Source organism: Bacillus suaedaesalsae, from assembly GCF_016890225.1.
Classification (GTDB): Bacteria; Bacillota; Bacilli; order Bacillales; family SA4; genus Bacillus_BS; species Bacillus_BS suaedaesalsae.
The window spans coordinates 113875-140033 of sequence record NZ_JAFELM010000021.1 but is presented as its reverse complement, the minus strand read 5'-3'; the positions used below and the strand labels follow the sequence as shown (position 1 = coordinate 140033).

Genomic DNA, 26159 nt, shown 5'->3' with positions numbered 1-26159 from the left:
TTTTCTACTCCCTTCAAAAGTAATTATTCTTCTCCACCAAACCATTTCACTACTAATTTATCTAATTCGCCATTATCCTTCATCTCATTAAGTACACGGTTAAATTCCACTGTTAAATCACTACCCTTTTCAAAAGCAATAGCAGATCCAGCTTCACTTACTTCTTTTACCTCAAAGCCAGTGAGTTCCGGGTTATTCTTGAAATGCCCAGCGGCCACAGTGTCTTCAATGATGGCTGCATCAAAACGTCCCACTAACATCTCTTGAATAATTTCTGGTATACGATTTCTAGTTTCAATTTTGATGTCAATTGTCTCTGCAACCGTTTCAGCTACTCCTTCTTGAATTGAACCAGTTTGTACACCTACAGTTTTGTCTTTTAAATCTTCCGTTGTTTCAATTCCACTATCCTTCTTTGTCACAATTAAGTGTTTCGCTGTAAAGTAGATATCAGAAAAATCAGCGTTTTTCTTACGGTCTTCATCAGGTGTCATACCAGCCATGATGAAATCCCCTTTTCCAGCATTCATCGCAGTGATAAGAGAATTAAAATCCATATCTTTAATTTCAAGCTCATACCCAAGTTCTTTTGTAATATACTTTGCAATATCTACATCAAAACCAACAATTTCGTTGGTATTTGTATCCATTGATTCATATGGTGGGTAATCTGCTGATGTTAACATAACAAGCTTCTTATCGTCACCATTGCCACATGCTCCTAAAACACCAACTATTAATATCGACATCATTAAACCAAGTAACCATTTCTTTGCTTTCATTATTTCTCCCCCTAGATATTTTATTTTTATAATTTAATAAATATTATGAATAAATACACACATTATTTCAAGTACTTATTTTGTCATGCATTTATATTCAACAGATTGTATTTTAACACATACGTATAATTATGCAATATCTTTTTTATTTATTAGTTTGAAAGTGAAGAATATAGTTCATAAAATAAACTCATCCTCTCTTATTCTCATTCATTTAATTTATTCGATTTAGCCTATATTCATTCTCATAGGAAAAAGAAAAAGCCACAGATTAAACTGTGACTTTCATCATTAAACTTCTTCACAATGTTGTTCAAATGCTTGTTGTAACTTATTGATAACTTGAACTGGATCATGTCCTTCAATTTCATGTCTTTCTACCATAGTGACAATCTTACCATCTTTTAATAAAGCAAATGAAGGTGATGACGGTGGGTATCCTTCAAAATACTCACGCGCTTTAGCCGTTGCGTCTTTATCTTGTCCAGCAAAAACCGTGACAAGATGATCAGGGCGCTTATCAAAGTGAATGGAATGGAGAGCAGCAGGACGAGCAATACCACCTGCACATCCACAAACGGAATTCACCATTACAAGTGTAGTTCCTTTTTGTGATAGGGCTTCATCTACCTCTTCTGGTGATTTTAGTTCTTGGTAACCCGCATTCACCATTTCCTCACGTGCCTGGCTAACAACATCGTTCATAAAAAAATTAAAATTCATTGACATTCTACTTCCTCCTAAGTCAGAGCTTGTGAATTCATATTAACAGTTCTACCCTTTATTATTCAACCTTCACGCTCACCGATTCTACACCCTAGTATATCCAACTTTTACTTTGCTCGTTCATATTCTTCAAATAACTCATTAACTGCAAGACTTGCCGAGAGTTTACCTGATAGAATCTGACTCTCTAGTATCGGGAGCTGCTGTTTAATCGTTGAATGTTGAAAAAACATAGTTTGTAATCGATCCACAATCATCGTATAAAACCAATCTTTCATTTGTGCCTCACGTCTTTCTTGAAACACATTGGACTCTTTTGTTACTTTTTCATATTCTAAAATATTGTTCCAAACAGTATCAATTCCAATTTGATATAGTGCAGAGCACGTTAATGCCTTTGAAGACCAGCCCTTTGTTGCGGGTCTTAGAAAATGTAGAATTCTAGAGAACTCCTGTTTAGCTCTTAATGCTTTTTGTTCATTATCACCATCAGCCTTATTAATGAGTAAAAGGTCTGTTAGCTCCATAATTCCTTTTTTCATTCCTTGTAGTTCATCGCCCGCACCTGTTAATGCTAACAATAGAAATATATCAACCATACTTCTAACAGCTACTTCACTTTGTCCGACACCAACTGTTTCAACAATGATAACATCGTAACCCGCTGCTTCGCATAACAGTATCGTTTCTCGCGTTTTCTTCGCGACTCCACCAAGTGTTCCCGCTGATGGAGATGGTCTTACATATGCATGTGGATGTCTGGATAGCTGTTCCATTCTTGTCTTGTCACCTAATATGCTCCCTCCAGTAACGCTACTAGAGGGATCCACAGCTAACACTGCAACCTTATGTCCTAACTCACAAAGATACATGCCAAACGCTTCAATAAACGTACTTTTACCAGCACCAGGAACACCAGTAATGCCAATTCTAATAGATTTCCCACTACTTGGTATTATAAGATTTAATAACTCTTGAGCCTTTTCAAAATGCCTAGGAGCATTACTTTCAATTAGTGTAATAGCTTGTGCAAGTATTGCCCTATTTCCCTGTAAAACTCCATCCGAAAGTTCGGTCGCTGTTTTCTCTCGCTTTCTAGGGATTTTCGGCTTCCTATCAGTCATTCGAGGTCACACCATTCTCATACCCTAAACGTGTATATACTTCTTGAAGTACTTTTTCGGCTGCGACTGGGATAACTGTTCCTGGACCAAATACAGCAGACGCTCCATTACTTAATAGGAAGTCGTAGTCTTTCGCTGGAATAACTCCCCCAATTATCACAACTATGTCTTCTCTGTCATGCTTTCGAAGTTCTTCCACAAGTTGTGGTAATAACGTTTTATGTCCGGCAGCCAGTGAACTTAATCCAATCACATGAACATCATTTTCAATTGCTTGAAGTGCAGTTTCCTCTGGTGTTTGGAATAACGGTCCGATATCAACATCAAACCCTAAATCTGCAAACGCGGTTGCGATTACTTTTGCCCCGCGGTCATGACCGTCCTGCCCCATCTTCGCTATCATAATACGAGGTCTTCTTCCTTCTTGTTCAGCAAACTCATCTGTAAGCTTTTTCACACGCAGAATTTCAGCTTCATTTGAATATTCTGAGCTATACACACCACTTACGGAACGAATAACAGCTTTATGGCGCTTTGCTACCTTTTCAATCGCATACGAAATTTCACCTAATGACGCTCGTACTCTCGCTGCTTCAACAGAGAGTTCTAAAAGGTTACCTCCTCCAGTTTCAGTAGCATTTGTAATTGCATCTAATGCAGCCGTGACTTTCTCTTCGTCACGATTTTCTCTTAGTTGTTTTAATCGTTCAATTTGCTTCACTCTTACTGCTGTATTATCAATATCTAACGTATCTATTTCATCCTCTTTTTCTAGACGATATTTGTTGACACCGATAATCGCTTCCTTGCCCGAATCAATATGTGCCTGACGTCTAGCAGCAGCTTCTTCAATTCTCATTTTCGGCAACCCTGTTTCAATCGCCTTAGCCATTCCACCAAGTTCTTCAATCTCAGTAATATGCTTCCACGCACGATCTACTAATTCAGCCGTCAATGTTTCAACATAATGAGAACCGCCCCACGGATCAATTACATTACATATTCCTGTTTCATCCTGTAAATATAGCTGTGTATTACGAGCAATACGAGCAGAGAAATCTGTCGGCAGGGCAATCGCTTCATCTAATGCATTTGTATGAAGAGATTGTGTATGTCCAAGTGATGCCGCTAATGCTTCAACACAGGTTCTTGCTACGTTATTAAATGGATCTTGCTCTGTTAAGCTCCATCCGGAAGTTTGAGAGTGAGTTCTAAGTGCTAGTGACTTCTCATTTTTGGGCTGAAAAGGTTTAATTAATTTAGCCCACAGTAAACGAGCTGCACGCATTTTGGCAACTTCCATAAAGTAATTCATTCCGATTGCCCAGAAGAATGAAAGTCTTGGAGCAAAGGAATCAATGTCAATTCCCGCTTTTAAACCAGTTCTAACATACTCGAGACCATCAGCAAGCGTATACGCTAACTCTAAATCAGCAGGCGCTCCTGCCTCTTGTAAGTGATAACCCGAGATGCTAATCGAATTGAATTTCGGCATATTTTTGGACGTGTATTCAAAAATGTCAGCAATAATTCTCATTGATGTTTCAGGAGGATAAATGTACGTGTTTCTGACCATATACTCTTTTAAAATATCATTTTGAATTGTTCCTGATAGTTGATGTTGTTTTACACCTTGCTCCTCCGCTGTAACAATATAAAATGCCATGATCGGTAATACAGCGCCGTTCATTGTCATCGAAACACTCATCTCATCAAGTGGAATATCATCAAATAAGATTTTCATATCTAATATAGAGTCAATGGCCACTCCAGCTTTCCCAACATCCCCTACAACACGAGGATGATCAGAATCATAGCCTCGATGTGTTGCTAAGTCAAAGGCAACTGATAACCCTTTTTGTCCTGCAGCTAAATTACGACGGTAAAAAGCATTACTTTCCTCAGCAGTTGAAAATCCTGCATACTGCCTTACTGTCCACGGACGTGTCACATACATCGTTGGGTATGGTCCTCTTGTATAAGGAGCTATACCTGGCATGTAATCTAAAAAGGGAAGTTCAATGCTATCACTTTCTGTATAGTGACTCTTTACTGTAATCTTTTCATTTGTCTCATACGTCGTGACTTGATCTAGATTACCAGAATATTGATTATTTACTAATTGAGTAAAAGGGATTGAGGCAAAATTAGGCTTCTTCATGATATCCCCCCATTTCTTTTTGTAGCTTATACAAAAATTCATAACAATTTGTGTTTGCATGAATTGTATCTGATAATCCTAGTGATTTATAGTCCTCTTCTGTTTGGGAATCAAGCCTTCCTGCTATATACACGAATGATGAGTGTGCATGTGTTTGAAGTATCTGTACAACTTCTCTTCCGATTTCTTCATATGTCTCATCAATACCACACAATACATATACTGTATCTGATGCAGATGTCAGAAAGGCGCTCACTTCATCAACAGTTAAGAAACTCTCACTATCCTTAACTTCAAAGCCTCCTACTTCAAAAAAACCTTTAATGAAATCAGTTCTTGGCTTGTGTTTTGGAAGTACCCCTATATTAATTAATTGGATTGATAGCATCTTTCCATGCTTATTAAAATACATAAATGATGCATCTCTAAGCTCTTCATACTTCATAGACCATCTAATCACAGGAACTTGTTGAATAGGCTCTATTAAATTTTCAGAACTTTGTTCAATTTCCTGTTTACTAGACTTCCTATTTATACTTTCTTCTTTAGTGTTTGCATACATGTTTGTCCCAACAATTCGTTCCTTGCGATAGTCGATCTTTTTAAAGCGTTGTTCTCTAGTATTCTGAATGTCGTTTTGAATTGTCCCATTCTTTAGTGAAGACACAATGCCTCCCTCTTGCTCAACCTTCTGGATCATCTCCCAGACCTTCTCTGCTAATTCAGTTGTTATCCTTTCGATATACCATGAACCACCTGCAGGGTCTACTACTCTATGAAGGTGAGATTCTTCCTTCAAAATGGATTGTACGTTTCTTGCAATTCTTTCAGAGAACTCAGTAGAAATTCCATGAGCCTCATCAAAAGTTGACGTATGAACGCTATTAGCCCCACCAACAACAGCAGCAAACGTCTCTACTGTTGAACGAAGCATATTTACGTAGGGATCATATTTTGTCTTTGTCGTGATGGAAGTTCTCGCATGAATCCACATTCTTTGTGAATTCTCTGAACCTCCAAACTCATTCACAATTGCAGACCAAAGAAATCTCGCCGCTCTTAGTTTCGCAATCTCCATGAACATATTGGATCCTACACTAAATGAAAACGCGAAATGAGGAGCGATCTGATCTATTGATAAACCGCGTTCAGTAAGCTGATTGATATACTCTATAGCAACGGAGAGTGTATATGCTAGCTCTTGTACAGCATTTGCTCCACCGTTATGTACAGGCTGGCTATCTACTAACAGACATTTAATTGAAGAAGATGAGATTTGTATTGTTTCTGCCATTTCTTCATAATATTTTGTTAAGTTCTTCTGTAAAGCACCCGTTTTCACCCATTTAGCAATTGGATCAAATCCAATTACACCATTTACAGTAAGCCCTTTTTCTTCTTGATAAGAATGAATATATTTTAAAATGCTTTGATCTCCTTTAATGAAAACAAAAGCTTCTGTATCTATAAATGAATCCAGTATTCCATAAAACTCTTCTTTATTTATAGTAGAATTCGAAAAATCGATATTGATACATGTTTGCCCGAATTGTAATGCCTGTTGAATGGCTATACTTGTTTCTTCAATTGTCGTAACTTTGATCTCTTGTGAGATATTCCAAGTTTGAGTCGGATTTCCATGTTGAAGTGTCAGGTTGTTTGTTACTTGTTCACTACGATAAATAGGTTGTAAAGTTATTCCCTCGTATGTCTGAGTGTATAGTTTCTCTAAAGGTTTTCCTTTTAAAGAAGCTTTGGCCACTTGCTCCCATTCCTCATAAGAAGGAATTGCAAATGTTTCATTTAACTCATTTAACCAGCTGGCCGATAATTTTTCTGTCATATCCATCCCCCTTGCCCGAAAACGCTTTCAGTTTGAGTTAGAGCTAATATGTATATTTTTACATAGTTTAATTTTAGTACAAATACTGCTTAGGCACAATGTAAAGGCTACTATTCATTCCTGAAAATCTTGATAGTGGTTTCTCTTCAGAATTCTTTCTTGCGATAGGTGAACTTTTATTGAGATTATGTTGTTATTTATATTGATGTCTAAAGTGGTACAATTTAACAAAAACCTTCTAGTGACTGCTATACATGGAACACGAAACTATATTGGAGTTAAAGTTAATCAGGGTTACATCTTGACATAGGATACTTGAACCTAAAAATGGACCTCTTATTGCTGAGCGATTACATATTGTTAGTAGCAAAACATTAGGTGGTTTGCAAACCGATTTATCAGGACGTGTACTTGACTCTATTGGAAACGCTATTCCAGGTTTATATGCGGCTGGGAAGCTTCTAGTTTTGGAGGATGAGGAGTTTGCGAATATCGGAACTCGAAGGAACATTTCTCGGTGGATGTTTATTTACAGGGTGTAAAGCTGGAAGATCTATTGCAGAAAAAGTGCTGTAATAAATGATATTACAATGAAATCTTTGTATATAAAATAAAGCAGTCCGATTTAATGAATCGGACTGCTATTTTTATTAGTAAACAGAAGTATTTTCTTTTGTAGTGTTCTCTAGAATTTCCTTCACTCTTGCAAGGAAACGTCCACAAACTAAACCGTCAAGTACTCGGTGATCTAAAGATAGGCAGAGATTTACCATATCACGAACCGCGATCATTCCACCATCCATAACAACTGGGCGTTTTACAATAGATTCAACTTGTAAAATCGCTGCTTGTGGGTAATTAATGATACCCATTGATTGGACAGAACCAAATGACCCAGTGTTGTTAACAGTGAAAGTTCCACCTTGCATTTCATCAGACTTTAGCTTACCTGCACGAACTTTGTTTGCCAACTCTGTAATCTCGCGAGCAATACCTTTAATCGTCTTTTCATCTGCATGTTTAATAACTGGTACGAAAAGCGCATCATCTGTTGCAACTGCGATTGAGATGTTAATGTCTTTCTTTTGAACAATCTTATCGCCAGCCCACATTGAATTAATTTGTGGGAATTCTTTAAGAGCTTGTGCAACTGCTTTTACAAAGAATGCAAAGAACGTTAAATTAAAGCCTTCTTTAGTTTTAAACTCATTCTTAATAGAATTACGATAATTCACAAGGTTTGTCACATCAACTTCTACCATTGTCCAAGCGTGCGGAGCTTCATGCTTACTGCGTAGCATATTTGCTGCAATTGCTTTACGAACACCCGACACTGGGATTTCAATGTCACCTGGCATTGTTGGCACATTTACCGGTGCAGCAGCTGGCTTACTAGATGCTGATGGTACAGTAGTTTCAACTGCTGGTGTACCTGGCGCAACTGTTTCTTCTTTCTTAGCAGCAGGTGTTGGAATTTGACCTGATTCAATCACTAGTTGAACATCCTTACGAGTAATACGTCCACCCGCTCCTGTACCAGTTAATTGTTCAAGGTTAATATTATTTTCTTGCGCTAAACGAAGAACAGCCGGTGAATAACGACGCTTATTTGATTGATCTGCAGATGGTGTGATTGTTTCTGCGGATGCGGGTGCAGATGAAGGTTCAGCAACTGGTGTTTCTACAACAGGTGTGCTTTCCCCTCCTCCAACTTCAATCGTACATACTACAGCACCGACTGGTAACGTCTCATCTTCTGCTGCAATAAGTTCTTTAATTGTCCCAGTAAATGAAGATGGCACTTCAGCATTTACTTTGTCTGTCATAACTTCTGCAATAGGATCGTACTTGTTTACCTTATCTCCTGGTGACACGAGCCATTTACTAATTGTTCCCTCGGTAACACTTTCACCAAGCTGTGGCATCGTAATTTTTTCAATAGCCAATCGAGATGACCTCCTTTACCCGTACGTTAATTAAAATTCAGCAAGTTCACGTAATGCTTTTTCGACTTTATCTGGATTAATCATGAAATACTTTTCCATTGTTGGAGCATAAGGCATAGCCGGAACGTCTGGTCCTGCTAAGCGTTTAATTGGTGCATCTAAATCGAATAGGCAATTCTCAGCGATAATCGCAGAAACTTCACCCATAATACTTCCTTCTTTATTGTCTTCTGTTAAAAGAAGTACTTTACCTGTTTTCGATGCTGCTTCCATAATAGCTTCCTTATCAAGTGGATATACAGTACGTAAATCTAATACATGAACAGAAATACCGTCACTTGCAAGTTTTTCAGCAGCTTGAAGTGCGAAGTGTACACATAGACCATATGTAATAACAGTTACGTCTTCACCTTCACGCTTTACATCTGCTTTACCGATTGGTAGTACATAATCATCTGTTGGAACTTCACCTTTTATTAAACGGTAAGCACGCTTATGTTCAAAGAATAAAACAGGATCTTCGTCGCGAATTGCTGCTTTCAATAACCCTTTTACATCATAAGGAGTTGAAGGCATTACGATTTTCAACCCGGGTTGATTCGCAAATACAGCCTCTACTGATTGAGAGTGATATAAAGCACCGTGTACTCCACCACCGTATGGTGCACGTACAACAAGCGGACAGCTCCAATCATTGTTCGAACGATAACGGATTTTTGCAGCTTCTGAAATGATTTGGTTAACTGCAGGCATAATGAAATCAGCGAATTGCATTTCAGCAATTGGTCTCATTCCATACATTGCTGCACCGATTGCTACACCTGCAATTGCTGACTCAGCTAACGGTGTATCAATTACACGGTCTTCTCCGAATTGATCATATAGACCATGTGTTGCTTTGAAAACTCCACCCTTAAGACCAACATCTTCACCTAAAGTGAAAACCTTTGAATCTCTTTCCATTTCTTCACGAATCGCCATTGTTACAGCATCAATATATGAAATTACTGGCATCTCTCTTCCCCCTCTTACTCAGCATATACATGCTTTAAAGCATGCTCTGGCTCTGCGTATGGAGCATTTTCTGCGTAGTCTGTTGCTTCTTCTACTTCTTTTTTAATTTTTTCTTGAATTTCATTCAATTTTTCTTCTGTTAATAGTCCGATTTCTTGTAGATACAGTTCGAAAGCGAATAAGCCATCTTTCTTCTTTGCTTCTTCTACTTCTTCTTTTGTACGATATATACGATCATCATCGTCACTTGAGTGAGCAGTTAATCGATAAGATACTGTTTCTACTAGAGTTGGACCTTCACCTTGGCGACCACGGTCTGCCGCTTCTTTTACAGCTTTGTATACTTCTAAAATATCATTACCATCAACTGTGATACCAGGCATACCATACCCGATTGCACGATCAGAGATGTTCTCACATGCTACTTGCTTTTCATATGGAACAGAGATCGCGTACTTGTTATTCTCACACATGAAGATAACAGGTAGTTTGTGTACTGCAGCATAGTTTGCACCTTCATGGAAATCTCCTTGGTTAGAAGAACCTTCACCAAACGTTACAAACGTTACTAAGTCTTTTCCTTCTAGTCTTCCACCCAGAGCAACACCAACTGCGTGTGGGACTTGTGTTGTAACCGGAGATGAACCTGTTACGATTCTGTTTTTCTTTTGACCAAAGTGACCAGGCATTTGTCGGCCACCAGAGTTTGGATCTTCCGCCTTTGCAAATGCTGATAACATTAATTCTTTTGCAGTCATTCCAAATGTTAATACAACACCCATATCTCTGTAGTATGGCAGTACATAATCTTTTTCACGATCAAGCGCAAATGCAGCACCAACTTGTGCAGCTTCTTGCCCTTGACAAGAAATTACGAATGGAATTTTACCTGCACGGTTTAATAACCACATACGCTCATCAATCTTACGAGCACGTAGCATTGTTTCGTACATTTCTAAAACAGTCTCATCACTTAAACCTAAGGCTTGATGACGATTCTCAGTCATATGGATACCCCCTAATAAAATATGTAGATGAAGGCAGGATTACCTACCTCCATAGATTCTAAAATTATGAATGAATTGCTCTTCCTTCAACAGCAAGCGCTGCTTCACCAATTGCTTCTGATAAGGTTGGATGCGGATGGATCGTATGAGCGATTTCCCACGGAGTCGCGTCAAGTACTTTTGCTAAGCCAGCTTCAGAAATCATATCAGTTACGTGTGGACCAATCATATGAACACCTAATAAATCGTCTGTTTCTTCATCAACAACAAGCTTTACAAATCCATCTGACTCGCCATAAACAAGTGCCTTTCCAATTGCCTTAAATAAAAACTTTCCAGTTTTCACTTTATAACCTTTTTCTTTTGCTTCATCTTCTGTTAGACCAACACTAGCTGCTTCTGGATTACTATAGATACATTTTGAAACAAGAGTTGGGTCAACTGGATGAGTCTTTTCACCTGCGATATGCTCTACAGCTGTAATACCTTCATGTGAGGCTACATGAGCTAACTGAAGTCCGCCAATTACATCACCAATTGCATACATGTGTGATTCTTTTGTTTGATAATTTTCGTTTGTAACAATAAAGCCTCGGTCTATTTGAATTTCTGTATTCTCGATTCCAATACCTTCTATATTTGCTTGACGTCCGACAGATACAAGGATTTTTTCAGCTGTAAAGGATTTTTGCTCTCCTTTATGTTCAGCTTTAATTGTTACACCATTCCCTTTTTCCAATGTTTCAGGAAGTACCTTCGCATTTGTAACAATTTTAACTCCCTTTTTCTTCATGATACGTTGCATTTCTTTTGAAATTTCTCGGTCTTCTGTTGGAATGATGCGATCTGCATACTCAAGTACCGTCACTTCAACTCCGAAATCTGACATCATCGATGCCCATTCAATCCCGATTACTCCACCACCAACAATAATAATAGAATTAGGAAGCTCTGTAAGTTCTAATGCTTCATCTGAAGAAAGAACGAATTCACCGTCAATGTCTAGTCCTGGAAGTGTTCTTGGACGTGAACCTGTTGCGATTACAACATTTTTCGGAATTAACATTTGGTTTTCTTCACCATTGTTCATTTCTACAGAAATTGTTCCAGGCATTGGAGAGAAAATTGACGGTCCTAAAATTCTTCCTAATCCTTCATAAACATCAATTTTCCCTTGCTTCATTAAGTGTTGAACACCTTTATGAAGTTGTTCTACGATTTTCGCTTTTCTCTCTTGAACCTTTGTGAAATCTAGAGCTACTTCTTTTGCAATAACTCCAAACTCCTCGCCTTTTTTAGCTGTTGCAAATACTTCTGCACTACGAAGAAGAGCCTTACTAGGGATACATCCTTTATGTAGACATGTACCACCTAACTTACCTTTTTCGACGATTGCCACTTTCTTACCTAATTGGGAAGCACGGATAGCTGCTACGTATCCACCTGTTCCGCCTCCAAGTATGACTACATCATATTCTGTTGCCATGTTTTCATCTCTCCTTCACCTTTAAGCCTTAACTATTTGATCCACAAGGCCTGGATAGGTTTTAGCTCTCTCTTCGCCTTTTAATACACGCAGAGCTCCCTCTGCTAATGCTTGTAATTCGTTTTCACCTGGTTGAACAATTACATCAGCAATCCATTTAACTCGATCCGTAATTAGTGACACATATCCCTTACCGTAAGCGAGACCGCCTGTTAATATGATTGCATCAACCTTACCTGCTAATGCGGCTGCTGCAGAGCCAATTTCTTTTGCAACTTGATAGGCCATTGCTTCATACACAAGTTTGGCTTTTTCATTCCCTGCTTCAATCATTTTTTCAACTCTTACCGCATCATTCGTTCCTAGATATCCAACAAGTCCACCTTGACCAACCAATTTTTTCATTACTTCATCTCGGTAATACTCGCCAGAGAAGCAAAGTGATACTAAATCTCCGGCTGGTACGGTTCCTGCACGTTCTGGACTGAATGGCCCATCACCATGAAGACCATTATTTACATCGATTACTCTTCCTAGTTTGTGAACACCAACGGTAATTCCCCCACCCATATGAGTAACGATTAAATTTAGCTCTTCATAACGCTTGCCTAATTCTTTTGCTACTCGTCTGCTAACCGCTTTTTGGTTTAGCGCATGGAATATACTTTTTCGTTCTATTTCTGGAACACCCGATATTCTAGCGATAGGGTCTAATTCGTCTACTACCACTGGGTCAACGATGAAAGAAGGGATATTTAATCCACTTGCAATTTCATAGGCAATGATTCCACCTAAGTTTGAAGCATGTTGTCCCGAATAGCCTTTTCTCAAATCTTTGAGCATTTGATCGTTTACATCATAGGTGCCGCCTTCAATAGGACGAAGTAAACCGCCTCGACCACAAACAGCACTTAACTTCGAAATATTAATTCCTTCATGATCTAACGTTTCCAATATTGTGTTCTTACGAAATTCATATTGATCAATAATATTTGAAAAAGAAGAAATGGTTTCTGCATCGTGGCGTATCGTTTTCTCAAAGATTGATACTTCATCTGAGTAGACACCTATTTTTGTGGAAGTTGAGCCAGGATTAATAACTAAAATTCGGTATTCGTTTTCTTGCAATGTTGATTCCTCCAATAGAGAGGGTTTGTGAGGTGAGAGGTGGGATGATGCATGATCCTGATGTTTGTCCTCCCACACCTCAAGCTTACCTCTATCTAAAAAAATTTATTGATTAACGTCCAACTCTGCGACTTAAAATGTGTTTATTGTTTTGTAGGAATTGGCTTCTAGAATTCTTCATTGTGTTGATTCTTTCTTCAGCGAGACGGTCTGCTGCTACATAAGTAGGAACTCCATCACGCTTTGAAATTGAAATTACGCGTTCAATGTTGTCATAAATTGTTTCTACTTTTTTCATTGCACGTTCACGGTTATATCCGTAAAGTTCGTCCGCTACGTTAATTACTCCACCAGCGTTAATAACATAGTCTGGTGCATATACAATACCCATCTCTTGTAGAACATCTCCGTGACGAGCTTCTTTTAATTGGTTGTTGGCCGCACCAGCAACCACTTTTGCTTTTAATTGCGGAATTGTTTCATCATTAATGGTAGCTCCTAAAGCACATGGTGCATAAATGTCACAATCTACGCTATAAATTTCATCTGGATCTACTGCTTTTGCTCCAAATTCTTCAACGACTCTTGCAACAGCCTCTTTATTAATATCTGTAACAATTAGGCTTGCACCTTCTTCATGCAAATGACGACATAAGTTGTAAGCAACATTTCCTACACCTTGAATTGCAATCACTTTACCCTCTAAAGAGTCTGTACCAAACGCTTCTTTTGCTGCAGCCTTCATACCACGATATACACCGTAAGCAGTTACAGGTGATGGGTTACCCGAAGAACCAAATGCAGGTGAAATTCCTGTTACAAATTCAGTTTCTTCATAAATAAGATCCATGTCAGCTACAGTAGTTCCTACATCTTCAGCAGTGATATAACGACCATTTAAGCCTTGAATATAGCGACCAAACGCACGGAACATTGCTTCGTTCTTATCTTTACGTGGATCACCGATAATAACCGTTTTTCCCCCACCAAGGTTTAGACCTGCTGCTGCATTTTTGTAAGTCATTCCTTTTGCTAAACGCAGGGCATCTTCAATCGCTGCTTCTTCTGATGCATAAGTCCACATACGAGTACCGCCAAGAGCTGGTCCCAATGTTGTATCGTGAATACAAATAATTGCTTTTAAGCCTGATTCTTTATCTTGACATAATACTAACTGCTCATAATCGTAAGTTTCCATGTACTTGAATAATTCCATTTTCGTTTCCTCCCCAGATTACCTTTTAGTTATTTATTTGCTACAGAGCAAACTGCTAATGCAAGTGAGTATAATTTACTTTCAGCAGAGTCTGCTCTAGATGTTAATACAATTGGTGCCTTAGCTCCTGCGATCATCGCTCCGACTTTCGCCTTCGCAAAATAAATTAATGATTTATATAATACATTACCAACTTCAATTGTAGGAACTAGCAAAATATCTGCTTGTCCCGCTACTTCACCAGTAATCCCTTTATGCTCTGCTGCCTCTAACGAAACCGCATTATCAAGTGCTAACGGACCATCGACTTTGCAGTCTGTGATTTGTCCTCTGACTTGCATTTGACTAAGTATGGCTGCATCTAACGTTGCTTGCATAGTAGGATTCACCACTTCAACAGCTGCTAAAGGAGCAACTTTTGGTTTACTAATTCCAATAGAAATCGCAACATTTACTGCATTTTGTACAATTTGTGCTTTCTCCTGAACGTCTGGCGCAATATTCATAGCTGCATCAGTAACGAAAATCAACTGATCAAAACCAGGTACTTCGAATACTGCGACATGTGATAACACACTACCAGTTCTAAGCCCATATTCTTTGTTTAATACTGCTTTCAATATTGTTGATGTAGGTATATTCCCTTTCATCAAAATATCTGCATCATTGGAACTAACTGCTTTAACTGCCAATTCAGCTGCACGTGCCTTCGTATTTGCATGGTGAATCACGATATGTTCATTTTTCTCAATACCATGCTTCGTTAGCAAACTTTTAATTTCAGTTTCATTTCCGAATAGATGGAAAGAGGCGAGGTTGTTTTCCAAAGCTAAATGTACTGCCTCAATAACTTCTTCATCCTCAGCTGCTGCAACCGCAACAACCTTCCCATTAAAACGGGTTGCATTTTCAATGAGTGTGCTAAGTTTCATGTTTGTCTTCAACCCCTTTTGATAGTAGGAATACTCAGCTAGCGTCGTAGGTCGCCCTAGTTTTTCTTAGGTTGTTCAAAAATTCAAAAGAAAAATTCTGATTAACCAAAATATGCACCCATATATTATATAAGCAAGAATCATGCCAATTTTTCATTCAATGAAAACGCTTCATTTATTTTAACGACCATGCAAATATCTGCACGATGTGAAAGAAATTGCATGCTCACTTTTGCAAAACATGATATTTATCTAGTTTATAATATAAACTTCGCAATGAAATATTTAACTGTTTAGCGGTTAACGTTTTGTTACCATTATTCTGTTGAATTACCCTTGATAATATGTTTGCTTCGAATTCTTCGACCATATCATTAAGAGTCCTAACATTTATCTCATTCGGTCCTTGGTCTATTTTAGTTTGCCCTTGTGGCTCTAATTTAGGAATGTGAGATAATTCTATTTTTGTTTCATTCGGCTTCATGTAAATAACAGCTCTACCTAGAATGTTTTCAAGTTCGCGAACGTTACCCGGCCAATGATATTCCATTAAATAACGCAACGCTTCCTCAGTGATCCCTTCAATGACCCTACCATAGTCTTGGTTTATTTTATGTAATAAGTAGTGGCACAAGTTTGGTATATCTTGTTTTCGTTGTTTAAGAGGAGGAATATGAATCGGAAGGCGATTTAATCGATAGTATAAATCCTCTCTAAATGTTCCATTCGCTATTCCCTTTTCCAAATTAACATTGGTTGCAGCAATCACACGGACATTGATTGGAATCGGCTTTGTCCCCCCTACTCGGACAATTTCATGTTCTTGTAAAACACGTAAAAGCTTTGCTTGCATTCCAGCTGATAGTTCGCCAATTTCATCCAAAAAAATACTCCCATTATTTGCTTCTTCAAAATAACCAGTTTTCCCGCCACGTTTAGCACCGGAGAAGGCTCCTTCATCATAACCAAACAGTTCACTTTCTAATAGTGATTCAGATATCGCTGCACAATTTACTCGAATAAACTTATTGAATTTTCGATCACTACCATTATGTATAGCATGAGCAAATAACTCTTTTCCTGTTCCTGACTCTCCCCTTAGCAATACTGTAGCAGGAGTTTTGGCACCTAATTTTGCTTGTTCAATGGCAAACGTCATTTCTTCTGCGCTTCCAATGATGTCATCGAACGAGTATTTCGCTTCTAATGTTCGAATAATTTGTCGCGCTCTTTTTAATTCATTTGTTAGCGAGTGGATCTCTGAGACGTCATGAATAACACCTACACTACCCTTCAACTTACCATCTACGATAATAGGAGCAACATTGACAATAACATCACGATGATTAGGACCTACCCTCATCCTCGCTCCTCTAACTGGCCTTCTTGTCTGAAGGACTTGCATGTGCATACTTTCACCTTCAGAAATATCTGCTGTTGCAGGCATACCAACAACATTTTCTTTAGTAAGCCCAGTTATTCGCGTATATGCTGGATTGATAAGAATCCCTTTACCCTCTTCATCTACAACTGAGATTGCTTCTTCAGAAGATTGGATAATTGCCTCTAGCATTGTTTGGATATCCTTTAAGTTTGTAATTTCTTCTGCTAAATTGACAACCTCTGTAATATCTTTAAAGACAGAAAATGCTCCAAGGAGCGTACCCGAATCTGTTACAATCGGTATTCTCGTCGTTATGACCTTTTTACCGTTTTCGAGCAATAACTCTTTATTCTTCTCTATCTCGCGACTTTGAAGCACCCTTGGCAATTGAGTAGTAGGTATTATTTTCTCGATGTCTTGTCCAATTGCTTCTTCTTTCTTTATCCCCGTAACTTTTTCGGCACTTCGATTAAACAAAATAATTTTACCATCAATATCAACTACAATCATACCGTCATGAGTAGAGTTGAATATCAAATTATATTTATATGATTGATGAGTTAACTCATTAATTAGCAGCTCTTTCTCTTCAATCAACTTTGACAAGAAATGCGCAACCGTACCCGGAATTAAAACTGTTTTTTGACTACGCTTTTCTCGAATTGCTCTAAAGACTTCTTCATCTCCCGTTGCTTCAACGATAATATCGATTTCATCTGTCAAGCACACTTCCCAGCTAGTGCTCGTTTCAATACCTAATGTTTTAGCTAATTCTAAGCCAGGAGCTTCTTTATTAATATCCACAACCGCTACTATTTCCATTATCTCCGTTTCCTTAAGGAGACGGAGTATAGCAGTTCCACCTTTTCCAGCTCCTACTAATAACACTTTTTGCATAGTTAGACACTCCTAATTGCAAAATATTGCACATAATTATTGTACACTGAATTGTAAGTTTTGGCAATTTCCCTCATGACGTTTTTCCACTATAATAAGAAATAACAATATCCGTTTAGAAAGGACACGCTATGTTACGTTTTATTGCACTTATACTAGTACTTATCCCAGTAGGGCTAGCAGCCTTAGGAATAAAATTAATAAGAGATATGTCTTTTGGGATCTTACAAGCACCTATTCCTTCTCTCGGCCTACAATTACTTCTTGGCGTGCTAAGCCTTGGTGGTGGATTATACTTAATCGGAAGTTTTATATTTTATCGCGATCGCAAGCGTAATAAAATTCAAAAGAAATTTATGCCACGTAAATAAGCTCTCAATTTAGCGAGAGCTTTTTTTATTTCTCAATGCAACAGCCTTTTCAGGATAATCTGTAATAATAGCAGCACAGTTAATGGAGAAAAGACGTTCCATTTCTTTCGACTTATTAACAGTATATGGACGGACTGCAATACCGTTTTCTTGTGACTTTATAATTGTAGAGTTAGATACTACTCGATAATTTGGATGAATGGAGTTTGCTCCTAATTTTCTCGCATATTCCCAAGGATTTTTCTTCTTTTCGTGGAAAAGTACACCTACTTCTATTTCAGGAGCTAGCTTCAAGCACTTTACGAGGCTCTTATGATTAAACGAGGAGATAATGACTCGTTTTTCATAATGATATGTTCTCACTAATTGTATAACCTTCTCTTCAAGTCCATCATAAGGAAAAACGCTATTCTTTAACTCTACATTGATGATAAGATAGTTTGAAAGTGCCCAGTTAAACACTTCATCTAATGAAGGTACTTTACATACTCCGTAATCAGGAAACTTATAACTTGCATCTAATGACCGAATTTCCTTTAAAGTATGATCTTTCACAAAACCAGTTCCAGTTGTTGTTCGCTCAAGGGTTTCGTCATGAATGACAACGATTTCTCCATCTCTCGTTAACTGAACATCCAACTCAATGCCATCAGCTAATACTCTCTCTGCTTCCATAAAAGAAATCATTGTATTCTCAGGGTGTGTGCCCGCTGCACCTCTATGTCCGAAAATATTAGTCATTTAATTCCCTCCCTTTTATATTGCTTGAGAATGTTTATATCTTCCTTTATTCTACTATAGTAAGGAGGAAATAAAATGAGACCATTACAAATTTCACCTGAAACCGCAATCAGGTTATCAGAAAAACTTGGTGTACCAATTGAAAAGCTCATGCATATGCCACAACACATCTTATTAGAAAAAATGATGGAGCTTGCAAAAGAAGAAACAAATAATGAAGAATCATAAAAAATTGGCTAGTACTTTACCTTTTCCGAGATAAAGTACTAGCTTTTTGTCATTTTTGTGAGTCATTCGTTTCTATTCAACTTTTTTATATAATTATCTTGATTCTGGTAAAGACTAAACAGATGAAAAACGGTATATAAGAGAGGTTAATATGAAAAAAATTAGTCACACCGTTCCGTTATCATCTTCAGAAATTGCAAATCTTTGGACACAGTACATGAATGATAGTATGGGGGCAGCGATAACAAGTTACTTTATCAAGACCGTGAAAGACCCTAATGTAAAAGAGGTTCTTGAATTCGCTTTATCTTTATCCAAAGAACATCTATCTAAAATAAGAGAGTTTTTAAGAAAAGAGAACTTTCCTATACCAAAAGGTTTTACTAAGTTAGATGTTAACTACGATGCTCCTCCACTTTTTACCGATACTTTTATGCTCATATATTTCCACGTAATGACCTTACATGGATTGACCGGCTACGCGGGTGCAGTAGGAACATCTACTTGTGCAGATCAGAGGAAATACTTTATCGGGTGTAACACTGAGGCTATGGAGCTTTACGATCGAATTATGGACGTCTTGCTAACGAAGGGCATCTTTAGTCGTCCTCCCCATATTGCGCCAAAGGAAAGTATTGATTTTATCGAAAAGCAAAGTTTTTTAACTGGATTTTTGGGTCAAAGAAGACCATTGAATGCTATTGAGATAAGCGGAATTTACTATAATATGTATAAAAATATCGTCAAAATTGTTTTAGAGTTAGCATTTAGTCAAGTGACTGAAACGGAAGATGTACGCGCATATTTTCAACGCGGACATAAGGTTTGCGACAAACAGTTCGATATATTAAATACAATGCTAACCGACGATAACCTTCCGCCTCCTCGAAGAGTAGATAGCGAAATAACCAATTCAACGATTGCGCCATTTTCTGAAAAACTCATGTTATATCATGTTGTGACACTAGTATCTGCAGCAGTTGGTTTTTACGGTGCTGGTTTTGCTGTTGCGCAGCGACGTGATTTAGCTGCTCAATATGCACGAATGATCACCGAGATAGCACTTTATGCAGAAGACGGTATGAATCTACTCATCGAAAAAGGCTGGGTCGAGGAACCGCCGTCTGTTAGTGACCGAGACAAACTTGCCGATACGCATAACAATTAAAATGTAAATAACACGCACTATAATTTATCGCTAAAGTAGGTCATTTTATTTATTTGTATATACAAAATAATTGGATGTATTTTAAGAGGGTTTTTAAGCAAGTTGATAGCTCTAGGAAGCGCCTAAAGATAAAAACCACCGACTAAACAAATAGTCGGTGGTTTTGTGTTATTTCTCGCCCTCTCAAGAAGCCTTATGCTCCAAACGAAGCTTATCCGCTACCATTGCGATGAATTCTGAATTTGTTGGTTTTGCTTTAGACATGCTTACCGTGTATCCGAATAAAGAAGAAATCGAATCGATATTTCCACGGCTCCAAGCTACTTCGATCGCGTGACGAATTGCACGCTCTACACGGCTTGCTGTTGTGTTGTATTTCTTGGCAATATCAGGATATAGGACCTTTGTAATTGATCCTAATAATTCAATGTCATTGTAAACCATTGAGATTGCTTCACGTAAATATAGGTATCCTTTGATATGAGCTGGTACACCAATTTCATGGATAATGCTCGTAATACTCGCATCTAAATTCTTTGGTTTTGATGGTTCTTGATGTGATCTGAAGAAAGGCCTCTTAATTGCAGATACACCATTACCACTAACTTGACGAATTTGGTTTGTAAGGTGTTCCATATCAAACGGTTTCAAAATAAAATAGGATGCACCTAAATCAACTGCCTTTTTCGTTACATCTTCCTGACCAAAAGCAGTTAACATAATTACATTAGGCATCTTTTCTGTTCTTGTTTCACGCATCTTCTCCAGAACAGCAAGACCATCTAAATGAGGCATGATAATATCTAATACTAATACATCAGGATTACGTTCCTCGAGTAAATTTAAGCATTCCTGACCGTTATAAGCAACACCAATCACTTCCATATCATCTTGAGCTGAAACATAATCTTCTAGAAGTCCAATAAGTTCTCTATTATCATCCACTAAGCAAACTTTAATCTTTTTCACGATACTTCCTCCTCAAGAAACTTTTCACATTATTTTGTTAGACATAAGCAATTGGATGGCACTTAAACCATCAACTCCCTAAATCGTTGCAGTTTCACTCTATATCAAAGCGCTCCTATTTCCGATTTATAATTAGGGTTAAAATTTTGAATAATTTATGATTTCTATTTTCTATTCTAAATGAAGTTTTCGACAATGCAACCAAATTTCCTCTATTTTTTAAAAAAAATATAAAAAAAACGTTGAAATATTTATTATTCTCCATTATACTTGTCTATTCGACTTTTTTTGTCATAACAACACAATTTTGTCGAATAATCTTTATCTCCTTCAGTATAAATAATTTTAGAAAAGAAAAAAAGAGCGAAAATGGCTATTAACTAGCCTTTCGCTCTTCTGATGACTCTTCATATATATCTAAACCTGCCTCATTAAGCATCCACTCTATATGAACACCATATCCTGAAGTAGGATCATTTACAAAAACATGTGTGACAGCTCCAATAACTTTTCCATCTTGGATAATCGGGCTTCCACTCATCCCTTGTACGATACCGCCTGTTTTCTTAAGCAGTTCGGGGTCTGTTACTTTTAGTACCATCCCTTTTGTAGCAGGAAATTTTTGTGGAACTGTGCTTACAATTTCAATATCAAATAATTGTACCTCATCGTTATCAACTACTGTTAATATTTGCGCAGGTCCTTCCTTCACTTGATGAGATAAAGCTACTGGTAATGGCTGATCCATAATGCCATTTTGCATATCCTTTGAAAGCTTACCAAAAATTCCAAACGGGCTATTTCGAGTAATATTTCCGATCACTTCTTTTTCTGACGAGAATCGTGCATGCTTCTCACCAGGACTTCCGTTTGCACCCTTTTGAATGGATGTGACGGTCGATCGAATAATTTGACCATCATCTACTACAATCGGTTTTTTCGTATCCATATCCGAGATAACGTGACCGAGTGCTCCATATTTCTTGGATTCAGGGTGATAGAAGGTCATTGTCCCAATTCCAGCTGCAGAATCGCGAATATAAAGCCCAATTCGGTAAGAATGCTCGTTTTTATCCTTTAATGGCACAAGCTTTGTTTTGATTTCTTTTTCATCTCGTACAACCACTAAATCTAATGGCTCGCCAGTTTTCCCGGCACTCTGTACGAAAGGTGTAACATCACTCATTTTTTCAATTGGTGCGCCATTTATTTTTTTAATTATATCTCCAACCTGCACACCTGCTATTTCACCTGGAGATTGCTTACCTTTTTCTGTTTCAATTTGATGGTGCCCAACTACTAATACTCCTTGAGAATTAAGTTTAACACCAATCGATTGACCACCTGGTATTACTTTAAAATCAGTTAAAACCTTTACATCAACTTTTTTAATGGGAAAGCCAGCCATCTCAACAATCATATCGCCATCCCCGCTTTCTGTTCCTTCGATTGAAAGCGATTCATTTGTTCCTGCAATTGTGGCAATTTGTTCATTGTTCTGAAACCCTTTTACAGCTGCCGAGGCAGGAATGGACAGTTGTTCCTTTTGATTCTCAAACAAAACAATCTCTTTCGGTATTTCTACATACGTTTGAACCGGTTTTAGAAATCCTATCGCAACTAATGAAACAAGGAGAAATGCGCCAATTATTTTTCTAATTATCTCTGTTGTCATATTTTCACTCTCCTCGCTCCTACCCACACCATACCATTTATATTTGGCTACATATATAACTTTACCTTTACGTACTTCATTTATAACTTTCCTTTTATAAAAAAAGCTACCCAATTTGGATAGCTTTTCAAGTTGTTTGATGTTTTAGCTTTGTAGCAAGGCTTAAAAGCTCTTTAGAATGCTGTTTAGTAAGTTCTGTTATTTCTACACCCGAAATCATTCTGGCCAATTCTTTTATTTGTTGTTCATCCGTTAATTCTTTAACAGACGTCTTTGTGCGTTCATTGTGCATTTCTTTTTGAATATATAAATGACTATCGGCCATGGCAGCAACTTGAGGTAAGTGAGAAATACAAAGAACTTGTGAATCAACAGATACTTTATAGATTTTCTCTGCTATCGACTGCGCTACTCTTCCACTTACACCAGTATCCACTTCATCAAAAATGATTGAAGTTACTCCTTGATGTTTGGAGAAAATCGACTTTAACGCTAGCATAATTCTTGAAAGCTCTCCTCCTGAAGCAATTTTAGCTAATGGTTTCAGAGGCTCTCCAGGGTTTGGGGAAATGTAAAACTCCACTTCATCAAACCCAGTTTTATGTAGCTTCGTATTTTTCCCATTTACAATCGGATCATTCGCATTTCCCTCTTTTTGCTCCACCATTATTTTGAAGGAAGATTTCTCCATGTGTAACTCTTTCAATTCTCTTAAAATCGCTTCCTCTAAGAGCGAGGCCCATTTCTTTCTTAATTCAGAAATTACTTGTCCTTCTACTAACAAATCCTCAAGAACTGATTCTAACTTTTGACGTACATTATGAACATGAGAATCACGGTTCGTTATTTCATCAATTTCCTCTTCGATTTTAGCAGCATACTGAAGAATTTCATCAACCTTTGTCCCATATTTTCTACGCAGTTGATTAATCTCACTTAATCTGCTTTCAATTACATTTAATCGATTGGGATCGTGTTCAAGATTATCTAATTGATTTCTCAATGAGTAAGATGCATCTTCAAGTTGATAAAAACTAGTTGAGATTGAATCATATAACTCCTTGTATTTTGGGTCTAAATCAGAGATCATCTCTAATTGATTCATTACCATAGCAATCCAATCTAGCCCTTTTTGATCTCCGTGCAAGGCGTGATAACCACTATTGACGGACTGATAAATACGCTCAAAATTCGAAATTTTATGTTTTTCTTCCATTAGTCGCTCATCTTCGCCAGGCTCAAGTTGGCTACTTGTAATTTCATTAAGCTGAAATTGGAGTAAATCTAAACGATGAGCTAACTGTTGGTCATTTTCGGTTAAATTTTTCAACTGGTGATTTAACTGATTATAATCTTTATATAATCGTTGATATTCTTCTAATGCTGGAAAAATTGCTTCATATGCATATTGATCTAACAGATAAATATGTTCATCTTGATTCATCAGCTCTTGGTGCTCATGTTGTCCATGTATATCAATTAATGTTTGTCCTATTTCACGTAATATACCTAATGTCACTAGCTTTCCGTTCACTCGACAAACACTTTTCCCATTTTTTAAAATATCTCTACGTAATACAATCATTCCTTCAGAAGCTTCTATACCCAGTTCATTCATCTTTTCAAAGCAAGGGTGTGTTTGATTATCTAATAAGAAAAGCCCTTCAATTTCAGCTTTTTCCATCTCATGGCGAACATATTCCACTGACCCACGCCCACCGACAAGTAATCCAATTGCATCAATAATGATTGATTTTCCTGCACCTGTTTCACCTGTTAAAACAGTTAGTCCTTTTTTAAAGGAAATCGTTAACTCTTCGATAATGGCAAAGTTGCGAATTGATAACTCTGCGAGCATTATAAATCCACCTCAATTTATTTAAATAAAGTAATTAAAGCATTTCTAAGAAGCGATTGGTTATTACGTCTGTATCTTCTGGTGTTTTACAAATGATTAAGATTGTATCATCACCACAAATCGTTCCTAATATCTCACCCCAATCAAGATGGTCTATTAGCGCTCCAATTGCATTTGCATTTCCCGGTAATGTTTTCATGACGAGCATATGTCCGGCAGAATCTATTTTTACAAAAGCATCCATTAATGCCCGCTTTAGCTTTTGTAGGGGATTGAAACGTTGGTCTGCAGGCAGGCTGTATTTATATCGACCATCAAGCATAGGAACTTTTACGAGATGAAGTTCCTTAATATCTCTAGAGACCGTTGCTTGTGTAACATTAAAACCAGTTTCTCTTAGTAAATCTACAAGCTCGTCCTGCGTCTCAATTTCATTTGATGTTATCATTTCTCTAATTTTTATATGCCTTTGTCCTTTATTCACCCAAAACACCTCAATTTTTCTACGAACTCTCTCTAAGCCTTATGTTAAATGATGCAAGCGCAGTTGTCATGTATTTATATGAAAAACACTTTCAAAATTCTACAAATTTCTTAAAATGCAAAAGGGACACTCAATATTTATCTTGAGTGTCCCCTACAATTATAGAGCTATTCTTCGTTATTGTTGTTCAGATTTCTGTTTCTTCAATTCAGTATGAGCGTCTTTTACAACCTGTTCTGATGTTTGTTGTAAAAGGTTACTTCCTTGCTCTTCTCCTGCCCAATGAAGATGCATTAAAAATTCAATATTCCCATCTCCACCTGTGATAGGTGAGAACGTCAAATTTTTAACTGTGTAGCCTTCACGGACAACAAATTCAATCATATCGTCTAGTACATCAATATGTGTTTTCGGATCACGCACTATCCCTTTTTTTCCAACCTGTTCTTTCCCAGCCTCAAATTGAGGCTTAACTAATGCAATAATATCGCTATTTTGAACTAGTATTGTCTTAAGGACTGGTAAGATAATGCGAAGAGAAATGAACGAGACATCGATTGTAGCAAAGTGAGGGAGTCCTTTTACAAAGTCCACAGGCTTCGCATATCGGAAGTTCGTTCGTTCCATGACAACAACACGTTCATCTTGTCTAAGTTTCCAGGCTAATTGGTTATACCCAACGTCAACAGCATACGATAGTTCAGCACCATTTTGAAGTGCACAGTCGGTAAATCCGCCAGTAGAAGAACCGATGTCAATCATAATTTTATCAGAAACTGATAAATCAAAATCTTTTAAAGCCTTTTCAAGCTTCAAACCACCTCTACTTACATACGGCATGAGCTTTCCTTTAACTTCTAAGGGCAGTTCACGATCAATTTTTTCACCTGGCTTATCTAGTCTTTGCTGATTGGAATACACTAATCCTGCCATTATGGATCTTTTAGCCTTTTCTCTCGTTTCAATTAATCCTCGTTCAACTAATAATACATCTAAGCGTTCTTTCTTATTTGCCATTT

22 protein-coding genes and 1 pseudogene are annotated in these 26159 nt (G+C 37.6%); 4 read left to right on the top strand and 19 right to left on the bottom strand.

Annotated elements, in window-relative coordinates; translation table 11 throughout:
* Window positions 1–23: 23 nt before the first annotated feature.
* The 5 genes from JR050_RS06710 to JR050_RS06690 all read right to left on the bottom strand — a co-directional run bounded on the left by JR050_RS06710 (window position 24) and on the right by JR050_RS06690 (window position 6636).
* Window positions 24–782, bottom strand: a complete 759-nt coding sequence (locus JR050_RS06710) for a transporter substrate-binding domain-containing protein (RefSeq protein ID WP_204202740.1) — start codon at window positions 780–782, stop codon at window positions 24–26.
* Between the two features lie 291 nt (window positions 783–1073).
* Window positions 1074–1511, bottom strand: a complete 438-nt coding sequence (locus JR050_RS06705; RefSeq protein WP_204202739.1) for a BrxA/BrxB family bacilliredoxin — start codon at window positions 1509–1511, stop codon at window positions 1074–1076.
* Between the two features lie 104 nt (window positions 1512–1615).
* Window positions 1616–2632, bottom strand: a complete 1017-nt coding sequence (gene meaB / locus JR050_RS06700) for a methylmalonyl Co-A mutase-associated GTPase MeaB (RefSeq protein ID WP_204202738.1) — start codon at window positions 2630–2632, stop codon at window positions 1616–1618.
* On the bottom strand, window positions 2625–4793 hold the full coding sequence (scpA, locus tag JR050_RS06695; protein WP_204202737.1) for a methylmalonyl-CoA mutase: 2169 nt from the start codon (window positions 4791–4793) through the stop codon (window positions 2625–2627). The genes meaB and scpA overlap by 8 nt, the downstream gene beginning before the upstream one ends.
* Window positions 4780–6636, bottom strand: coding sequence for a methylmalonyl-CoA mutase family protein (locus JR050_RS06690; RefSeq protein ID WP_204202736.1), 1857 nt, complete (start codon window positions 6634–6636; stop codon window positions 4780–4782). Before JR050_RS06690 ends, scpA begins: the two co-directional genes overlap by 14 nt.
* Before the next feature lie 220 nt (window positions 6637–6856).
* Between JR050_RS06690 and JR050_RS06685 the strand changes: the two are divergent.
* Window positions 6857–7212, top strand: a pseudogene (locus JR050_RS06685) (FAD-binding protein); the annotation flags it as partial.
* Between the two features lie 74 nt (window positions 7213–7286).
* Here JR050_RS06685 and JR050_RS06680 read toward each other — a convergent pair.
* The 8 genes from JR050_RS06680 to JR050_RS06645 all read right to left on the bottom strand — a co-directional run bounded on the left by JR050_RS06680 (window position 7287) and on the right by JR050_RS06645 (window position 17646).
* Entirely contained in the window at window positions 7287–8582 is a 1296-nt protein-coding gene (locus JR050_RS06680) for a dihydrolipoamide acetyltransferase family protein (RefSeq protein WP_204202735.1), read from the bottom strand.
* Between the two features lie 30 nt (window positions 8583–8612).
* On the bottom strand, window positions 8613–9596 hold the full coding sequence (locus tag JR050_RS06675) for an alpha-ketoacid dehydrogenase subunit beta (protein ID WP_204202734.1): 984 nt from the start codon (window positions 9594–9596) through the stop codon (window positions 8613–8615).
* 14 nt (window positions 9597–9610) lie between these two features.
* Entirely contained in the window at window positions 9611–10603 is a 993-nt protein-coding gene (locus tag JR050_RS06670) for a thiamine pyrophosphate-dependent dehydrogenase E1 component subunit alpha (protein ID WP_204202733.1), read from the bottom strand.
* A 64-nt stretch (window positions 10604–10667) separates the two neighbouring features.
* Window positions 10668–12089, bottom strand: a complete 1422-nt coding sequence (lpdA, locus tag JR050_RS06665; RefSeq protein ID WP_204202732.1) for a dihydrolipoyl dehydrogenase — start codon at window positions 12087–12089, stop codon at window positions 10668–10670.
* Window positions 12090–12110: 21 nt separating this feature from the next.
* Entirely contained in the window at window positions 12111–13217 is a 1107-nt protein-coding gene (gene buk / locus JR050_RS06660; RefSeq protein ID WP_204202731.1) for a butyrate kinase, read from the bottom strand.
* Window positions 13218–13329: 112 nt separating this feature from the next.
* Window positions 13330–14433 carry a Leu/Phe/Val dehydrogenase gene (gene bcd / locus JR050_RS06655; protein ID WP_204202730.1) on the bottom strand — a complete coding sequence of 368 codons (1104 nt, stop codon included), beginning with the start codon at window positions 14431–14433 and terminating at the stop codon, window positions 13330–13332.
* A gap of 29 nt (window positions 14434–14462) precedes the next feature.
* Window positions 14463–15365: a phosphate butyryltransferase gene (gene yqiS, locus JR050_RS06650; RefSeq protein WP_204202729.1), complete on the bottom strand. Its 903-nt coding sequence runs from the start codon at window positions 15363–15365 to the stop codon at window positions 14463–14465.
* A 226-nt stretch (window positions 15366–15591) separates the two neighbouring features.
* Entirely contained in the window at window positions 15592–17646 is a 2055-nt protein-coding gene (locus JR050_RS06645; RefSeq protein ID WP_204202728.1) for a sigma-54 interaction domain-containing protein, read from the bottom strand.
* Window positions 17647–17777: 131 nt separating this feature from the next.
* On the opposite strand from JR050_RS06645, the gene JR050_RS06640 reads away from it, so the two are divergent.
* On the top strand, window positions 17778–18017 hold the full coding sequence (locus JR050_RS06640; protein ID WP_204202727.1) for a DUF2627 family protein: 240 nt from the start codon (window positions 17778–17780) through the stop codon (window positions 18015–18017).
* 9 nt (window positions 18018–18026) lie between these two features.
* Here the strand turns inward: JR050_RS06640 and JR050_RS06635 are convergent, their stop codons facing one another.
* On the bottom strand, window positions 18027–18758 hold the full coding sequence (locus tag JR050_RS06635; RefSeq protein ID WP_204202726.1) for a glycerophosphodiester phosphodiesterase: 732 nt from the start codon (window positions 18756–18758) through the stop codon (window positions 18027–18029).
* A gap of 75 nt (window positions 18759–18833) precedes the next feature.
* Between JR050_RS06635 and JR050_RS06630 the strand changes: the two genes are divergently transcribed.
* The gene (locus tag JR050_RS06630; protein ID WP_204202725.1) at window positions 18834–18986 is read left to right on the top strand and encodes a YycC family protein; all 153 of its coding nucleotides are present in this window, start codon (window positions 18834–18836) and stop codon (window positions 18984–18986) included.
* A 151-nt stretch (window positions 18987–19137) separates the two neighbouring features.
* A complete protein-coding gene (locus JR050_RS06625; RefSeq protein WP_204202724.1) occupies window positions 19138–20154 on the top strand; it encodes a DUF3231 family protein in 1017 nt (338 codons plus the stop codon).
* A 183-nt stretch (window positions 20155–20337) separates the two neighbouring features.
* On the opposite strand, the gene spo0A is transcribed toward JR050_RS06625, so the two are convergent.
* The 5 genes from spo0A to JR050_RS06600 all read right to left on the bottom strand — a co-directional run bounded on the left by spo0A (window position 20338) and on the right by JR050_RS06600 (window position 26157).
* The gene (spo0A, locus tag JR050_RS06620; RefSeq protein ID WP_204202723.1) at window positions 20338–21123 is read right to left on the bottom strand and encodes a sporulation transcription factor Spo0A; all 786 of its coding nucleotides are present in this window, start codon (window positions 21121–21123) and stop codon (window positions 20338–20340) included.
* Between the two features lie 376 nt (window positions 21124–21499).
* On the bottom strand, window positions 21500–22798 hold the full coding sequence (gene spoIVB / locus JR050_RS06615) for a SpoIVB peptidase (RefSeq protein ID WP_204202722.1): 1299 nt from the start codon (window positions 22796–22798) through the stop codon (window positions 21500–21502).
* A gap of 127 nt (window positions 22799–22925) precedes the next feature.
* Window positions 22926–24656, bottom strand: coding sequence for a DNA repair protein RecN (gene recN, locus JR050_RS06610; RefSeq protein ID WP_204202721.1), 1731 nt, complete (start codon window positions 24654–24656; stop codon window positions 22926–22928).
* 34 nt (window positions 24657–24690) lie between these two features.
* Window positions 24691–25140 carry a transcriptional regulator AhrC/ArgR gene (ahrC, locus tag JR050_RS06605; RefSeq protein WP_204202720.1) on the bottom strand — a complete coding sequence of 150 codons (450 nt, stop codon included), beginning with the start codon at window positions 25138–25140 and terminating at the stop codon, window positions 24691–24693.
* Window positions 25141–25317: 177 nt separating this feature from the next.
* A complete protein-coding gene (locus JR050_RS06600) occupies window positions 25318–26157 on the bottom strand; it encodes a TlyA family RNA methyltransferase (RefSeq protein WP_204202719.1) in 840 nt (279 codons plus the stop codon).
* Between the last annotated feature and the right edge of the window lie 2 nt (window positions 26158–26159).

Bases quoted from the DNA above. Each gene is read 5' to 3' on its own strand.
- JR050_RS06710 (WP_204202740.1), bottom strand. From the start codon at position 782: ATGAAAGCAAAGAAATGGTTACTTGGTTTAATGATGTCGATATTAATA.
- JR050_RS06705 (WP_204202739.1), bottom strand. From the start codon at position 1,511: ATGTCAATGAATTTTAATTTTTTTATGAACGATGTTGTTAGCCAGGCA.
- meaB (WP_204202738.1), bottom strand. From the start codon at position 2,632: ATGACTGATAGGAAGCCGAAAATCCCTAGAAAGCGAGAGAAAACAGCG.
- scpA (WP_204202737.1), bottom strand. From the start codon at position 4,793: ATGAAGAAGCCTAATTTTGCCTCAATCCCTTTTACTCAATTAGTAAAT.
- JR050_RS06690 (WP_204202736.1), bottom strand. From the start codon at position 6,636: ATGACAGAAAAATTATCGGCCAGCTGGTTAAATGAGTTAAATGAAACA.
- JR050_RS06675 (WP_204202734.1), bottom strand. From the start codon at position 9,596: ATGCCAGTAATTTCATATATTGATGCTGTAACAATGGCGATTCGTGAA.
- JR050_RS06670 (WP_204202733.1), bottom strand. From the start codon at position 10,603: ATGACTGAGAATCGTCATCAAGCCTTAGGTTTAAGTGATGAGACTGTT.
- lpdA (WP_204202732.1), bottom strand. From the start codon at position 12,089: ATGGCAACAGAATATGATGTAGTCATACTTGGAGGCGGAACAGGTGGA.
- bcd (WP_204202730.1), bottom strand. From the start codon at position 14,433: ATGGAATTATTCAAGTACATGGAAACTTACGATTATGAGCAGTTAGTA.
- yqiS (WP_204202729.1), bottom strand. From the start codon at position 15,365: ATGAAACTTAGCACACTCATTGAAAATGCAACCCGTTTTAATGGGAAG.
- JR050_RS06645 (WP_204202728.1), bottom strand. From the start codon at position 17,646: ATGCAAAAAGTGTTATTAGTAGGAGCTGGAAAAGGTGGAACTGCTATA.
- JR050_RS06640 (WP_204202727.1), top strand. From the start codon at position 17,778: ATGTTACGTTTTATTGCACTTATACTAGTACTTATCCCAGTAGGGCTA.
- JR050_RS06635 (WP_204202726.1), bottom strand. From the start codon at position 18,758: ATGACTAATATTTTCGGACATAGAGGTGCAGCGGGCACACACCCTGAG.
- JR050_RS06630 (WP_204202725.1), top strand. From the start codon at position 18,834: ATGAGACCATTACAAATTTCACCTGAAACCGCAATCAGGTTATCAGAA.
- JR050_RS06625 (WP_204202724.1), top strand. From the start codon at position 19,138: ATGAAAAAAATTAGTCACACCGTTCCGTTATCATCTTCAGAAATTGCA.
- spoIVB (WP_204202722.1), bottom strand. From the start codon at position 22,798: ATGACAACAGAGATAATTAGAAAAATAATTGGCGCATTTCTCCTTGTT.
- recN (WP_204202721.1), bottom strand. From the start codon at position 24,656: ATGCTCGCAGAGTTATCAATTCGCAACTTTGCCATTATCGAAGAGTTA.
- JR050_RS06600 (WP_204202719.1), bottom strand. From the start codon at position 26,157: ATGGCAAATAAGAAAGAACGCTTAGATGTATTATTAGTTGAACGAGGA.